At 65.3% G+C, this 14,379-nt stretch carries 12 protein-coding genes; 10 read left to right on the top strand and 2 right to left on the bottom strand.

The features are described 5' to 3' along the window. Positions 1-9 precede the first annotated feature (9 nt). Positions 10-606: a class I SAM-dependent methyltransferase gene (locus JAB1_RS17430; RefSeq protein WP_070281164.1), complete on the top strand. Its 597-nt coding sequence runs from the start codon at positions 10-12 to the stop codon at positions 604-606. Between the two features lie 4 nt (positions 607-610). On the opposite strand, the gene JAB1_RS17425 is transcribed toward JAB1_RS17430, so the two are convergent. Together JAB1_RS17425 and JAB1_RS17420 are read right to left on the bottom strand one after the other, a co-directional pair. Continuing rightward, positions 611-1,060: a GAF domain-containing protein gene (locus JAB1_RS17425; protein WP_170846345.1), complete on the bottom strand. Its 450-nt coding sequence runs from the start codon at positions 1,058-1,060 to the stop codon at positions 611-613. A gap of 128 nt (positions 1,061-1,188) precedes the next feature. Then, positions 1,189-2,079: a LysR family transcriptional regulator gene (locus JAB1_RS17420; RefSeq protein WP_070281160.1), complete on the bottom strand. Its 891-nt coding sequence runs from the start codon at positions 2,077-2,079 to the stop codon at positions 1,189-1,191. Between the two features lie 88 nt (positions 2,080-2,167). On the opposite strand from JAB1_RS17420, the gene JAB1_RS17415 reads away from it, so the two are divergent. From JAB1_RS17415 to JAB1_RS17375, 9 genes are all read left to right on the top strand, one after another. After that, complete coding sequence (locus JAB1_RS17415) at positions 2,168-3,160, top strand: aldo/keto reductase (RefSeq protein ID WP_217494305.1); 993 nt, start codon at positions 2,168-2,170, stop codon at positions 3,158-3,160. A gap of 138 nt (positions 3,161-3,298) precedes the next feature. Further along, complete coding sequence (locus tag JAB1_RS17410; protein WP_254672145.1) at positions 3,299-4,123, top strand: CheR family methyltransferase; 825 nt, start codon at positions 3,299-3,301, stop codon at positions 4,121-4,123. 1 nt (position 4,124) lies between these two features. Beyond that, positions 4,125-4,733 (top strand): chemotaxis protein CheB, encoded by a 609-nt coding sequence (locus JAB1_RS17405; RefSeq protein ID WP_070281155.1) that lies wholly within the window; start codon positions 4,125-4,127, stop codon positions 4,731-4,733. 108 nt (positions 4,734-4,841) lie between these two features. Beyond that, the gene (locus tag JAB1_RS17400) at positions 4,842-5,966 is read left to right on the top strand and encodes a hybrid sensor histidine kinase/response regulator (RefSeq protein ID WP_070281153.1); all 1,125 of its coding nucleotides are present in this window, start codon (positions 4,842-4,844) and stop codon (positions 5,964-5,966) included. After that, the gene (locus JAB1_RS17395) at positions 5,963-9,346 is read left to right on the top strand and encodes a PAS domain S-box protein (RefSeq protein WP_070281152.1); all 3,384 of its coding nucleotides are present in this window, start codon (positions 5,963-5,965) and stop codon (positions 9,344-9,346) included. Before JAB1_RS17400 ends, JAB1_RS17395 begins: the two co-directional genes overlap by 4 nt. A gap of 48 nt (positions 9,347-9,394) precedes the next feature. After that, entirely contained in the window at positions 9,395-9,793 is a 399-nt protein-coding gene (locus JAB1_RS17390; protein ID WP_034783403.1) for an MAPEG family protein, read from the top strand. A gap of 116 nt (positions 9,794-9,909) precedes the next feature. Next, complete coding sequence (locus tag JAB1_RS17385) at positions 9,910-11,607, top strand: ATP-dependent DNA helicase RecQ (RefSeq protein ID WP_070281150.1); 1,698 nt, start codon at positions 9,910-9,912, stop codon at positions 11,605-11,607. An 89-nt stretch (positions 11,608-11,696) separates the two neighbouring features. Beyond that, a complete protein-coding gene (locus JAB1_RS17380; RefSeq protein ID WP_070281148.1) occupies positions 11,697-12,737 on the top strand; it encodes a ligase-associated DNA damage response exonuclease in 1,041 nt (346 codons plus the stop codon). Continuing rightward, complete coding sequence (locus tag JAB1_RS17375) at positions 12,730-14,373, top strand: ATP-dependent DNA ligase (protein WP_139144595.1); 1,644 nt, start codon at positions 12,730-12,732, stop codon at positions 14,371-14,373. The genes JAB1_RS17380 and JAB1_RS17375 overlap by 8 nt, the downstream gene beginning before the upstream one ends. Positions 14,374-14,379: the final 6 nt, after the last annotated feature.

Genomic DNA, 14,379 nt, shown 5'->3' with positions numbered 1-14,379 from the left:
GGAGGCGGCATGCACAGCATCGATACTCTCGATACCCTGTTAAGCGAACTGGAAGCATTCGGCAACGCCAATGACGCGGCGCATGTGGAGCGGGCCAGCCGCATGCTCAACATCACGCGCGACACGGGCGAATTGCTGGCCGTGATGGTGCACGCGCGCGGTGCGCGGCGGGTGCTGGAAATCGGCACCTCGAACGGTTATTCCACCCTGTGGCTGGCGCGCGCGGTACAGGCGCTGGGCGGTAGCGTGGTGACGGTGGAAAAGGCGCAGGACAAGTTCGACATGGCGCATGCCAACTTTGTGCGCGCACAATTGCAGGGCGTGATCGGGCAATTGCTGGCGGACGCGGGCGACGTGCTGCGCGATGCGGTGGACGGCGCCTACGATTTCATCTTCCTCGATTCCGCGCGCCAGCAATATGAGTCCTGGTGGCCGCAGCTGGATCGCGTGCTGGCTGCCGGCGGCGTGCTGGTGGTCGACAACGCCAGTTCGCACTACGCGGACATGGCCGGTTTTATCGAGGCCATCCGCGCCGACAGCCGCTACACGACGTGCCTGGCGACGGTCGGCAAGGGCGAATTCATCGCCGTCAAGGCGGGCAATTAGTTAATTATTCGGCGACGATAGCCGCTTCCAGCACGCGCACCAGCGATTCGACGCCCTGCGCGTCGACATCGTCGAAGCGGCCGGGCAAGGGGCTGTCGAGGTCGAACACGCCGATGATTTGACCCTGCGCAAACACGGGCACCACCAGTTCAGAACGGGAATTGACGTCGCAGGCGATGTGGCCGGGAAACGCGTGCACATCCTGCACGACGATGGACTTGCCTTCGACCACAGTGGTGCCGCACACGCCGCGGCCCTTCTTGATGCGAATGCAGGCCGGCTTGCCCTGGAACGGTCCCAGCACCAGTTCCTCGCCTTTCAGGAAGTAAAAGCCGGCCCAGTTGAGGCCCGGCATCGTATTGAAGACCAGCGAACTGAAGTTGGCCGTATTGGCGATGAAATCGCTCTCGCCCGACAGCAAGCCTTGCAGCTGGGAGCGCAGGTCCGCATACATGGCTTGCTTGGCTGCGGGAGTATCGGTGCCGTAGGCGGCGTCGCTGATGGTAAACGTCATGGTCGTGGTGGCGCTCGAAAATGGGGAAGGCGCCATGGTAGCGCGTCTGGCGCATCCGCGCGCGGCCTTCACTTTTTCAGATGTTCTTGCGCCAGCCGGCGCAGCAGGGGCATGGCCGCATGGCCGTGGTCTTCCGGCCAGGCCAGGCCGATGCCGGCTGCCAATTCCTCGCCCTCCACCAATGGCCGGTAGGCCACGCCAGCCAGGCGCAGCGCGCGGAACGAGTCGGCCAGCAGGGCCATGCCCTTGCCGGCCGCCACATCGCCGAGCAGCACATGGTGGTCGGGCGCTTCGCGCAGGAATATCGGCGAGAAACCATGCCGGCGGAAAACTACCTGGCAATGGTCGAAGAAGGCGGGCTGGCGCGCCCGTTCGAACCAGTAAATCGATTCTGCCGCGATGTCGGCCAGGCTGAGCTTGCGCTTTTTCGCCAGCCGGTGCCCGGCGGGCAGGGCCAGCATCATGGGCTGGCGCGCCAGCGGCTGCACGGCCAGCTCGAACGTGGCGCTGGGCAAGGCAAGCAGGGCCGCGTCCAGCTGGCCCTTGCGCACGGCCGCGACCAGGCGCGGCGACGGTGCGGCCCTCAGTTCCAGGCGAATATTGCCCAGTTGCTCCTCCAGCGCCGCCAGCAGCGGGCGGAACAGGCCGGCCGCCACGGCACTCGTCAGGCCCAGGCGCAGGCGCGCGGGCGCGCTGTCACGCTGCAGCGATTCTTGCGCCGTCTCCAGCAAATCGAGGATGTGCAGCGCCTGCGGCAGCAGGGTGCGGCCCGCTTGCGTCAAGGCCACGCCCTGCGTGTCGCGCTCGAACAGGCGCGCGCCCAGCCGCTCTTCCAGCCCCTTGATGGCGCGCGACAATGGCGGTTGGGTCATGTGCAACTGTTCCGCCGCCTGGCGGAAGTTCAGGCAGCGGGCGACGGCGCAAAACAGGGTCAAGGCATGGGTGTCGAGGGCTCTCATACCAGAAAGGTATCACGAAATCGCGCATTCCCTTGCCAGCCGGTGCGGCCTAGACTGGCTGCATTGAGTCAACGTGAGGGAGATCTACATGCAACTGCAACAACGACGGATCGGCCATAGCGGCTTGACCAGCTCGGCATTGGGCCTGGGCTGCATGGGCATGTCGGAATTCTATGGCGCGACGGACGAGGCGCAATCGCTGGCCACCCTGGAAGCGGCGCTGGCGGCGGGCGTGACCCTGTTCGACACGGCCGACGCCTACGGTTTCGGCCATAACGAGCAATTGCTGGGGCGCTTCCTGGCAGCCCATCGCGGACAGGCCCTGGTCGCCACCAAGTGCGGCCTGGCGCGCGAGGCGGGCAGTTATGCGCGCCGCGTCGACAATTCCCCCGCCTACATCCGCCAGGCATGTGTAGCGTCGCTGGCGCGCCTGGGCGTGGAGAGCATCGACCTGTTCTACCTGCACCGCCTGAACCTGGAGACGCCACTGGAGGAATCGATGGGCGCGCTGGCGCAGCTGCTGCAAGAGGGCAAGATCCGCGCCGTGGGCCTGTGCGAAGTAAGTGCCGCCACCCTGTTGCGCGCGGCGGCGCTCTGCCCCGTGGCGGCCGTGCAGAGCGAATATTCGCTGTGGACGCGCGAACCGGAGCAGGGCGTGCTGGCCGCCTGCCGCGAAGTGGGCGCCAGTTTCTTTGCCTACAGCCCGCTGGGGCGCGGTTTCCTGACGGGTGCCATTGCCGATGCGGCCAGTCTCGACGCGGGCGACTTTCGCCAGTTCAATCCCCGTTTCGCGGCCGGAAACCTGGCGCGCAACCAGGCCATCGTCGCGCAAGTCAAGGGCATCGCGCGCGCAAAAGGCTGCACGCCGGCCCAGCTGGCGCTGGCCTGGCTGCTGGCGCAAGGCGACGACATCATTCCCATTCCCGGCACCAAGCGCATCGCCTACCTGCACGACAACCTCGGCGCGCTGACCGTGCATCTGGACGGGGCCGAACTGGCGGCGATGAACGCCGCCTTTCCCTTGGGCATGGCAGCGGGCGCGCGCTACACGGAGGAAGGGATGAAGGGCGTGGATGCCTGAAAAAGATGGCGCAGTGTACGCCAGCGTACCTAACTGATATTTTCCCTGCGGGATAATCGCCAGTGATCTGCTAGCATTTGGCAGTGCTGCATGGTGTGCGTTGCACTGTGTTCAACGGTCTGGTATCCGATGAGGTGGATGTTGTTAGATGACGATATTTTCGATATAGAACTGAAGTTATTGCTTGAGGGAATACTGCTGCGGTATCAGCACGATTTCCGCGACTATTCCGTCGCGTCGCTGCGTCGGCGCATGCGCCAGGCCCTGGAGCGCTTCGGCTGCGCCAGCCTGTCGCAATTGCAGGACCGCATCTTGCACGAGCCGGCCATGTTCGCGCAGATGCTGCAGTTTTTCACCGTGCAAGTGAGCGAGATGTTCCGCGATCCCGCGTATTTCCGCGCCTTGCGCGAAAAAGTCGTGCCCATCCTGCACACCTATCCCTCCATCAAGATCTGGGTGGCCGGCTGCAGCAGCGGGGAAGAGGTGTGGTCGCTGGCCATCTTGCTGGAAGAAGAGGGCTTGCTTGAGCGCAGCATGATTTACGCGACCGATATCAATGTGGAAGCGCTGGCTGCGGCCGAAGCGGGCATCTATCCGATCGAGCGCATCGCCCAGTTCAGCGAGAATTACCAGCTGGCGGGCGGCAAGCGCTCGCTGTCCGACTATTACACGGCCGCCTACAAGGGCGCCATCTTTGAGCGGCGCTTGCGGCGCCAGTTCGTTTTCGCCGACCACAGCCTGGCGACGGACAGCGTGTTTTCGGAGGTGCACATGGTTTCCTGCCGTAACGTCATGATTTACTTCAATAAAGACTTGCAAGACCGCAGCCTGGGCCTGTTCCACGAAGCGCTGGTGAACCGGGGCTTCCTGGGCCTGGGCATGAAGGAAAGCCTGCACTTCAGCCGCCATGCGGCCAGCTTCAACGAGCTGAGCCCGGCTGAACGCATCTTCCAGCGTGCCTGACATGCTGCCGACCAGCGACGTCGCGCCACCGCCCGCCGGCCTGCGCCTGATCGCCATCGGCGCCTCGGCCGGCGGCGTGGAAGCGCTGGGCATCGTGCTGCGCGCCTTGCCCGCCACCTGCCGCGCAAGCGTGGTGGTGGTGCTGCACCTGGCGCCGGGCCGCTCGAGCCAGTTGCCGCATCTGTATGCGGAACGTTGCCACTTGCCCTTGCGCGAGGCGCAGGACAAGGAACCTCTGGAGACGGGGGTCGTGTATTTCGCCCCACCCGATTACCACCTGCAAGTCGAACCCGATGGCAGCTTTTCCCTGTCGCAGGAAGCGCCCGTGTATTTTTCGCGCCCGTCCATCGATATTCTGCTGGAAACAGCCGCGTACGCCTACCGGCGCGCCATGCTGGCCATCATCCTGACGGGTGCCTCGGCCGATGGCGCGGCGGGCCTGGCGCGCGTGCGGCAGCTGGGCGGCAGTGCCTGGGTGCAAGACCCGCAGCGGGCCAGCTATGGCATCATGCCGGCCGCCGCGCTCAAGCGGGCCGGCGCCGACCGCGTGCTCGATTTGCCGCAGATGGCCGCCAGCCTGGCTCTGCTGGATAACGGGGAGGACAAGTGAATGGGGGCATGACAGTGCGTGTAATATATATGCAAAGACTGAAACAATATTAATTTCCATATCAAAACATTATGGCATTTTGCCGTGACGATGCCTGAAGACCGATCCGTGACCGCTCCTATCCATATCCTCGTCGTTGATGACATCGCGCAAAACCTGGTCGCCGCCGAAGCCGTGCTGGCACGGCCCGGTATTATCATCCTGAAGGCCAGCTCGGGCGCGCAAGCGCTGGAATTGCTGTTGACGCATGAAGTGGCGCTGGCCCTGATCGACGTGCAAATGCCGCAGATGGATGGTTTCGAGCTGGCCGAACTGATACGCGGCAGCGAGCGCACGCGCAGCATTCCCCTGATTTTCCTCACGGCCGCGTCGCGCGAACCGAGCTACAGCTTCCGCGGCTACGAGGCGGGCGCCGTCGATTTCCTGTACAAGCCCATCGACGTGAAAGCCTTGCAAAGCAAGGTGGCCGTGCTGGTCCAGTTGTACCAGCAGAAACGCGAGTTGTCGGCCCAGCTCGACGAGCTCAAGCATGCGCTGCACCTCAATGAACTGTTCACGGCCGTGCTAGGCCACGACTTGCGCACGCCCCTGTCGGTGGTGATGAACGGCGCCATGCTGTTGCCGATGATGAGCGACCACCCGAAGGTGGTCGTCACGGCGCAGCGCATCGAAAGCAGCGCCAAGCGCATGGGCCGCATGGTCGACCAGTTGCTGGACCTGGCGCGCATCCGCTCGGGCACGATGGAGTTGCGCAGCAGCACGCACGACTACCTGGCGCTGGCGCGCGCCATCGTCGACGAGTTCGAGACGGCGGGCCAGGCCCCGCTGGTCGAGATCAGCAGCGTGGGCGAGCTGCACGGGCAATGTGATGCGGGCTTGTTGTCGCAAGTTATCTCGAATCTGTTATGCAATGCCATCACGCATGGCGAGGCGGGCACGCCGGTGCAACTGGCCCTGGACGGACGCGATGCCGACAGCATTGAATTGCGCATCGCCAATCGCGGCGTCATTCCCGCTGCCTTGCTGCCAACCCTGTTCGAACCGTTCCAGCAGGCGGGCGAGAAACGCAGGACGGGGCAGGGCCTGGGGCTGGGCCTGTACACGGTGAATATGTTCGTCAAGGCCCACGGTGGCACGGTCGAGCTCAGTTCGACGGCGACGCAGGGCACGGTGGCGACGGTGCGCATTCCGCGCCAGTGCCAGGTGCGCGTGCAAGCGGGACTGTCCACATGAGCGCGCCAGCCTGGCCGCGCGGCGGCGGCAGCATGGGCGAGCTGCTGCGCCAGCGCGACTGGTCCGCCACCAGCCTGGGCGCCCTCGATGGCTGGCCCGCGAATTTGCGCACCAGCGTCGACATCGTGCTCCATTCGCCGATGGCGATGGTGCTGATGTGGGGGCCGCAACACGTGATGATTTACAACGACGACTACATCCAGATCGCCGGGGAGCGCCATCCGGCGGCGCTGGGCGGCACGGTGCCGGCCGTCTGGCCCGAGATATGGGACTGGAACGCGCGCATCCTCGAAGCGGGGCTGCGCGGCGAGACGCAGGTGCACCGCGAGTGCTGCCTGCCGCTGTTGCGTGACGGGCAGCGCACGGACGTCTGTTTCGACCTGTATTACACGCCCGTGCATGGCGCCGACGGCCAGGTGGATGGCGTACTGTGCACGGCGCTGGAATTGACGGCGCGCATGGAGGAGGGGCGCCAGCTGAAGCTGGCCACGGCCGAGCTGGGCGAACTCAACACCACCTTGCAGGCCGAGGGCGAGGCCGTGCGCGAGGCCAACCGCCGCCTGGGCGAGGAGCGCGCGCTGCTGCGCGCCCTGTTCCAGCAGGCGCCCAGCTTCATGGCCATGCTGCGCGGGCCGCAGCATGTGTTCGAGCTGGCGAACGAACATTATCTGCGCCTGGTGGGGCACCGCGATTTGCTCGGCAAGACAGTCGAAATGGCCTTGCCCGAAGTCAAGGCGCAAGGTTTCATCGAGCTGCTCGACCAGGTCTACCGCACGGGCGTGCCCTTCGAAGGGCGCCAGGTGAAGGTGGATTTGCAGACGGCGGACGGGCTGACGGGCCAGCGCCATATCGACTTCGTCTACCAGCCCATCAAGGATGACGAGGGCGTGGTCACGGGCATCCTCGTCGAAGGCATCGACGTCACCGAGCGCATGGAAGGCGAGGAGCGGCTGCGCCTGGCCCAGCAGGCGGGCGGCATCGGCACCTTCGAATGGTTTCCCGATACGGGCGCGATGGTAGTGTCGCCTACCTTCCGCCGCCTGTGGGGCATTGCCGACGAGGAAGTGGTGACGGAACGCCTGCTGGTGAGCCTGGTCGATGCGCGCGACCAGCAAAAGGTCGGACCCAGCAAGCTGGATCTGGCGCCCAATCCCCTCGAATATGTGGAATACCGCATCCGCCGTCCCGCCGATGGTGCGCTGCGCTGGATCGCGCGCCAGGGCGAGGTGGTGGCCGGCCGCGTGCCGGGCCAGCGCCGCTACGTCGGCGTGTCGTTCGACGTGACGGAGCGGCGCCACATCGAAGATGAACTGAACGCCAGCCAGGAGCGCATGGCGGCCATTTTCGGCCAGGCCTCGGTGGGCTTGTCCGAGCTGGGCCTCGATGGCCGCTTCCAGCGCGTCAACGGCGCCCTGTGCCGCATGCTGGGGCGTTCCGCCGAAGAACTGCTGAGCTTGAACATGAACGACATCATGCATCCGGCAGACGTGCCTGGCAACGGCGTGCTGTTCCAGCGCCTGGTGGAAACGGGCGAGTCGTTCTCGCTGGAAAAGCGCTACCTGAAGCCCGATGGCTCGCAAGTGTGGGTGTCGAGCAATGTCAGCCGCCTGGTCGATGAGCAGGGTCATACGCGTTCCCTGATCGCCGTCAAGACGGATATCACGGACCGGCGCCGCGTGGAAAAAGCGCTGCATGAATTGAACGAAACGCTGGAACACCGGGTCGAACAGGAAGTGGGTGAGCGCACCAAGGCCGAAGACGCCTTGCGCCAGGCACAAAAGATGGAAGCCGTGGGCCAGCTGACGGGGGGGATCGCGCACGATTTCAACAATGTGCTGCAAATCATTTCCGGCAATTTGCATTTGCTGCATCACCTGGCGGGCACGGATGGCTTGATGCGCCAGCGCTTGGACACGGCGATTGCCGCCGTCGAGCGGGGCGCCAAGCTGTCGTCGCATTTGCTGGCATTTGCGCGGCGCCAGCCCTTGCAACCCGTGGTGGCCGATCTGGCGCGCGTGGTGCGCAACATGGATGCGCTGTTGCGGCGCGCCCTGGGCGAAGCGATCGACATCGTGCTCGTGGGCGGCGGCGGACTGTGGAATACCCTGATCGACCGCAGCCAGATCGAGAACGTCATCCTCAACCTGGCCATCAATGCGCGCGACGCCATGGATGGCGTGGGCAAGCTGACCATCGAGCTTGGCAACGTCGTGCTCGACGAACAGTATGTGCATAACCTGGTCGACGTGCCGGCAGGTCAGTACGTGATGCTGTCGGTGACCGATACGGGCCGCGGCATGAGCGGCCCCGTGCTGCAGCGCGCGTTCGAGCCGTTCTTCACGACCAAGCCGGAAGGCGCGGGCACGGGCCTGGGCCTGTCGATGGCGTATGGCTTTGTCACACAAAGCCGCGGCCATATCCGCATCTACAGTGAACCTGGCGTGGGCACGGGAGTCAAAATCTATTTGCCCCGCTCGCTGATGGCGGAAGCGGACGAGGAACTGGAGCTGAGCGGCGTCGTCACGGGCGGCACAGAAACGGTGCTGGTGGTGGAAGACGACGTGGGCGTGCGCACCACCGTGGTTGACATGCTCGGGGCGCTCGGCTACAAGGTGCTCAAGGCCGAGGATGGCGAAAGCGCGCTGGCCGTGCTGCACAGCGGCGCGCAGATCGACTTGCTGTTTACGGACGTGATCATGCCGGGCCCCGTCAGCAGCACGGAGATGGCGCGCCAGGCGCGCGAGTTGCAGCCCGATATCGCCGTGCTGTTTACCTCGGGCTACGCGCAGGATGTCATCGTGCACGAAGGGCGTCTCGACGCGGGGGTGGAATTGCTCAGCAAACCGTACCGGCGCGAAGAGCTGGCACGCAAGCTGCGCCATGTGCTGGCCAACCGCCAGCAGCAAATGCGCGCGCGCCAGTTTGAACGGTCCGGCGCGCCCGTGGCCGGCAGCACCTCGGCCAGCGTGCGGGGAAGCGGCACGCCGGGGCTGGACTTGACGGGCCATGCGCCAACACCGCAGGGTGACATGCCGACATCGATGAAAATACTCGTGGTGGAAGACAATCTCGATTCGCAGCTGATGGTGTGCGAACTGGTGGGTATGCTGGGGCACACGGTCAGCGGCGTGTCCGATGGCGAGGCGGCGTGGGATCTGCTCAACGAGCAAGACTTCGATATCCTGTTTACGGATGTCAGCCTGCCCGGCATGTCCGGCATCGCGTTGGCACGCATGGTGCTGCGCGATAAACCGGACATGCGCATCATCTTTTCCACGGGCTATGGCAAGGAATCGATGGATGAACTGGGCTTTTCCGCCAGCGTCCTGCGCAAGCCTTATGATTTGATGGAGTTGCAAGCGGCACTCGACCAACCCTGACAGGCATGCGCCGGCACGGCTTGCCTGTCTCACCCGCAGAGGTAAAGGATGACCCCTGAATTGACGATGCTGGCCTGTACTTTGGTGCTGGCGCTGCTGCAAATCCTGCTGCCCGCGCTGTTTCGCACGCGCGAAACAGGCACGGCCTATAACGTGAGCGCGCGCGATGGCGACGGGCCGCCCGTGGGCAAGATCACGGGCCGCTTGCGGCGGGCCCAGGCGAACCTGTTCGAAACCCTGCCCCTGTTCGCCGCCGCCGTGCTGATCGCCCACGTGACGGCGCAGGAAAGCGCGCTGACCCTGTATGGCGCCGCCCTGTACCTGGCTGCGCGCGTGCTGTATTTGCCCCTGTACGCGTTTGGCGTGCCTGTCGTGCGCACGCTCGTCTGGTGCGTGTCGATTGCCGGTCTGCTGATGCTGTTCTGGGCCATCCTGTTTGCTTCCTGAATTCCTACGCCGGCTGTGGCGCCCGTCCTATGGCGGTGCGCCAGGCCCGGCCGTAAAGTAGCTGCACCTGGGCGCTGGGGCGCCGGCATCGCAGTGTTACTTTCGGGACGACAATGATGAGCAGTGCAGCGAACCAATCCGGCAAGCCCGGCAAGCCCGGCAAGCCAGGCAAGCATATCCAGCGCCTGCTGCGCTCGGTCTTTGGCGTAGCGCGGCTGCGCACGGGCCAGCAGGAAGTCATCGACAGCGTGCTGGCCGGGCGCGACACCCTGGCCATCATGCCCACCGGCAGCGGCAAGTCCCTGTGCTACCAGCTGCCCGCCGCCCTGTTGCCCGGTGCGACCCTGGTCGTGTCACCGCTGATTTCGCTGATGAAAGACCAGCTGGAAAAGCTGCAAGAACTGGGCATCACAGCCTTGCAGCTCAACAGCAGCCTGTCGCGCGCGGAGGAGGGCGAGGCCATCGCCCGCATCGGCCAGGGCGGCAGGATCATCATCTTTTGCACGCCGGAACGCCTGACCAGTGCCGCCTTCCTGTCCCTGCTGGGAGCCTCGCCGCCCAGCCTGGTCGTCATCGATGAAGCCCATTGCATTTCCCAGTGGGGCCATGACTTCCGTCCCGCCTACCTGGAAATCGCGGCCGCCCTGCGCGCGCTGGGCCGTCCGCCCGTGCTGGCGCTGACGGCCACGGCCACCGGCGAAGTGGTAGACGATATCGACGCGCAACTGGAAGCGCGCAAGCTGCAGGTCATCAATACCGGCATCTACCGCGCCAATTTGCGCTACCGCGTGATCCAGGTCACGAATGCGGGAGAGAAACAGGACGAAGTCTTGCGCCTGCTGCGCGAGACGGCGGGCGTGGGCATCGTGTATGCGGCCACCGTCAAGGCCGTCGAGGACCTGGCGGCGCGGCTGGCGGAACTGGGCGAAAGCGTTACGTGCTACCACGGCAAGCTGGCGGCGCGCGAGCGCAAGCACAACCAGGATTTGTTCATGAATGGCGAACGCCGCATCATGGTGGCCACCAACGCCTTTGGCATGGGCATCGACAAGCCTGACACGCGCTTCGTCATCCACTTGCAGGTGCCGGCCAACCTGGAAGCGTACTACCAGGAATCGGGCCGGGCTGGGCGCGACGGCTTGCCCGCCGGCTGCACCTTGCTGTATTTCCAGGAAGACAAGCGGGTGCAGCAATTCTTTCTGGCGAAGCATTACCCAACGGAAGGGGAATTGGCGGCCATCGTGGCGGTGGCGCAAGAACTGCCAGCCACGTTTGCTTTCGCTGCGCTGGCGTCCAGCCTGCCCGAGTTTTCCGATGGCCACTTGAAGGTGTGCCTGAAACTGTTGAAAGACGGCAAGCTGCTGCGCCAGGACCGCAAGCTGGGCTATAGCTTGAAAGCTCCCTCGGCCGCCACGCCCTCGTTTGCGCAGCTGGCGCAAGTCTATGTCGACAAGCAGGAGCGCGACAAACAGGCGCTCGAGCAGATGGTGGCGTATGCGCAAAGTGGCCTGTGCCGCTGGAAACTGCTGCTCGATTACTTTGGCGATGCCGGCGATTTCGAGCGCTGCTGCACTTGCGATAATTGCCAGTCGCCGCCCGCGCTGGCCGCGCCCATCACCCTGGACGAGTTGCCGCCGGCGCCTGTCCAGGTACCTGTGCCGGCACCGGCGCCCCAGATCGCCGTCGGCAGCCGCGTGCGCGTGCCCCGCTACCAGATCGGCACCGTACTGTCCGTGGCGGGCGACCAGGTCACCATTGCCTTTCCAGAAAACACCACGCGTACCTTCATGGCGGAATTCGTTGTCCCCGCATGAAGCCATGGTGCGCTGCCGAACAGTGATCTGGCGCAAGCGCGCTAGAATCAGCCCATTCCAACGCGCTTTTTTAACGCAGGGAGCAGGGCATGGCAGATATGGTGGTGGTGCGCAAGGAAGGCTTGTATTGTGTGCCGGGTCAGTTCTACATCGACCCGTGGCGCCCCGTCGAGCGCGCCATCATCACGCACGCGCACGCCGACCATGCGAGAGTCGGACACCGGCATTACCTGTGCGCCGCTCCCGGCGAGCAGGTGCTGCGCGCGCGCATGGGCGCCGTTTCCATCCAGGCACTCGCGTATGGCGACACGATCGAACACCACGGCGTGCAAGTGTCGCTGCATCCGGCCGGCCACGTGCTGGGCTCGGCCCAGGTGCGCATGCAGCATGGCGGTGAAGTGTGGGTGGCGTCCGGCGACTACAAGCTGCAGCCCGACCCCACCTGCGCACCGTTCGAGCCTGTGCGCTGCGATACATTCATCACGGAATCGACCTTCGGCCTGCCCATCTACCGCTGGCAGGCGCCGCAAGAGGTTTATGACGATATCAACCAGTGGTGGCGCAGGAATGCGGCCGAGGGACGCACCAGCGTGCTGTTCTGCTATGCCTTCGGCAAGGCGCAGCGCATCCTGGCGGGACTGGACGCGACCATCGGTCCCATCATCTGCCATGGCGCGGCGCAGGCATTGACGCAGGTCTACCGCGAGTGCGGCGTGGCCTTGCCCGCCACCGTCATGGTCGATGAGGTCACGGACAAGGCGGCCCTGAAGACGGCGCTGGTGATCGCGCCGCCGTCGGCCGCCGGCTCGCCGTGGATGAAGCGTTTCGGCGACTACAGCGATGCGTTTGCCAGCGGCTGGATGCTGCTGCGCGGCGCGCGCCGGCGGCGTGGCGTGGACCGGGGTTTTGTCCTGTCCGACCATGCCGACTGGCCCGGCCTGATGCAAGCCATCCGGGCTACGCAGGCTGAACGCATCATCGTCACGCATGGCTCGATTCCCGTGATGGTGCGCTGGCTGCAGCAGAACGGCTGGCAGGCGGGCGGCTTCGAGACGGAATATGGCGACGACGAGACCGATGACAATGCGCCCGGTGCGTCCACGGCAGCGGAGGACGTCACCCATGCGTGACTTTGCCCGGCTGTACGCGGAACTCGACGAAACCACCTCCACCAGCCGCAAGCTGGCGGCGCTGCAAGCCTATTTTCGCGGCGCCTCGCCGGAAAACGCGGCCTGGGCCGTGTATTTCCTGGCCGGCGGCAAGCCGCGCCAGGCCGTGCCCACCAAGTTGTTGCGCGAGTACGCGACCGAGCGGGCGGGCCTCGATGCCTGGCTGTTCGACGAGGCCTACCACGCCGTGGGCGACCTGGCCGAAACCATCGCCCTGATCCTGCCCGCGCCCGCCAGGCGCAGCGACATCGGCCTGGCCGAGTGGGTCGAGCAGCGCATCGCACCGTTGCGCGGCGCGGCGCCCGACACCATCCGCGCCGACTTGCTGGCCTACTGGGACGAGCTGGAAACGCGCGAACGGTTTTTGTTGCTCAAACTGATAGGCGGCGGCTTTCGCGTGGGCGTGTCAAAATTGCTGGTGACGCGCGCGCTGGCATCCATCGCGGCCGTCGACAGCAAGCTGATCGCCCAGCGCCTGATGGGCTGGACCGATGGCAAGGTCAGCCCCACAGGCGCGGGCTTTCTCAAACTGATCGCCGCGCAGTCGGAGGGCGAACATGCGCTGCGCGGCGGCCAGCCTTACCCGTTCTTCCTCGCGCACCCCTTGCAGGTGGGGCCGGAGACGCTGGGCGACATCGGCGACTGGCTGGCCGAATGGAAATACGACGGCATGCGCGCCCAGCTGCTGCGCCGCGAGGGCGTGAACTGGCTGTGGTCGCGCGGCGAGGAATTGATCACGGAGCGCTTTCCCGAACTGGCGCAGCTGGCCTTGCCCGAGGGGACCGTGCTCGATGGGGAAATCCTCATCTGGCAGCCGGGCGACGTGCCTGCGCCATTTGCCGACTTGCAACAACGCATGGGCCGCAAGACTGTGTCGCCCAAGCTGCTGGCCGAGCTGCCCGCCGTGCTGGTGGCCTACGATGTGCTGGAAATCGATGGCGTCGATGTCCGCCAGTTGCCCCAGCTGGAGCGCCGCGCGCTGCTGGAAACCGTGGTGGCCGGCGTGGACTCTTCCGCGCTGCGCCTGTCGCCGCGCATCGAGGCGGCAAGCTGGGAGGCGCTGGCGGCCATCCGCAGCGAATCGCGGGCGCGCGGCGTGGAAGGCTTGATGCTCAAGGCCGTGTCGGCCGCGTATGGCGTGGGCCGCACGAAGGATGTGGGCACATGGTGGAAATGGAAGATCGACCCGTATGCCATCGACGCCGTGCTGATCTACGCCCAGACGGGCCACGGCCGGCGCGCGTCGCTGTACACGGACTATACCTTTGCCGTCTGGGACAGTGACACGGATGAGGAGGGGGGCGAGGAGCGCAAGCTGGTGCCGTTCGCCAAGGCGTATTCCGGCCTTACGGATGCGGAGATCGGCCAGGTCGATGCCGCCATCCGCAAGACGACGATAGAAAAATTCGGTCCCGTGCGCAGCGTGCGGCCGACGATGGTGTTCGAGATCGGTTTCGAAGGCATCGCTGCGTCGAGCCGCCACAAGGCGGGCATCGCCGTGCGCTTTCCCCGCATCCTGCGCCGGCGCGAAGACAAGGCCATCGCCGACGCGGACACGCTGGCCACCCTGAAGGCCATGCTGGCCCAGACCACATGAGCAAGC

It is taken from the genome of Janthinobacterium sp. MP5059B (genome assembly GCF_001758645.1).
Lineage (GTDB): Bacteria > Pseudomonadota > Gammaproteobacteria > Burkholderiales > Burkholderiaceae_D > Janthinobacterium > Janthinobacterium lividum.
This window is presented reverse-complemented; position numbering and strand designations above follow the sequence as displayed.

Excerpts from the sequence above, each read along its gene's own strand:
- JAB1_RS17385 (WP_070281150.1), top strand. The coding sequence starts at position 9,910 with ATGAGCAGTGCAGCGAACCAATCCGGCAAGCCCGGCAAGCCCGGCAAG.
- JAB1_RS17410 (WP_254672145.1), top strand. The coding sequence starts at position 3,299 with ATGTTGTTAGATGACGATATTTTCGATATAGAACTGAAGTTATTGCTT.
- JAB1_RS17375 (WP_139144595.1), top strand. The coding sequence starts at position 12,730 with ATGCGTGACTTTGCCCGGCTGTACGCGGAACTCGACGAAACCACCTCC.
- JAB1_RS17380 (WP_070281148.1), top strand. The coding sequence starts at position 11,697 with ATGGCAGATATGGTGGTGGTGCGCAAGGAAGGCTTGTATTGTGTGCCG.
- JAB1_RS17420 (WP_070281160.1), bottom strand. The coding sequence starts at position 2,079 with ATGAGAGCCCTCGACACCCATGCCTTGACCCTGTTTTGCGCCGTCGCC.
- JAB1_RS17430 (WP_070281164.1), top strand. The coding sequence starts at position 10 with ATGCACAGCATCGATACTCTCGATACCCTGTTAAGCGAACTGGAAGCA.
- JAB1_RS17425 (WP_170846345.1), bottom strand. The coding sequence starts at position 1,060 with ATGTATGCGGACCTGCGCTCCCAGCTGCAAGGCTTGCTGTCGGGCGAG.
- JAB1_RS17395 (WP_070281152.1), top strand. The coding sequence starts at position 5,963 with ATGAGCGCGCCAGCCTGGCCGCGCGGCGGCGGCAGCATGGGCGAGCTG.
- JAB1_RS17415 (WP_217494305.1), top strand. The coding sequence starts at position 2,168 with ATGCAACTGCAACAACGACGGATCGGCCATAGCGGCTTGACCAGCTCG.
- JAB1_RS17390 (WP_034783403.1), top strand. The coding sequence starts at position 9,395 with ATGACCCCTGAATTGACGATGCTGGCCTGTACTTTGGTGCTGGCGCTG.
- JAB1_RS17405 (WP_070281155.1), top strand. The coding sequence starts at position 4,125 with ATGCTGCCGACCAGCGACGTCGCGCCACCGCCCGCCGGCCTGCGCCTG.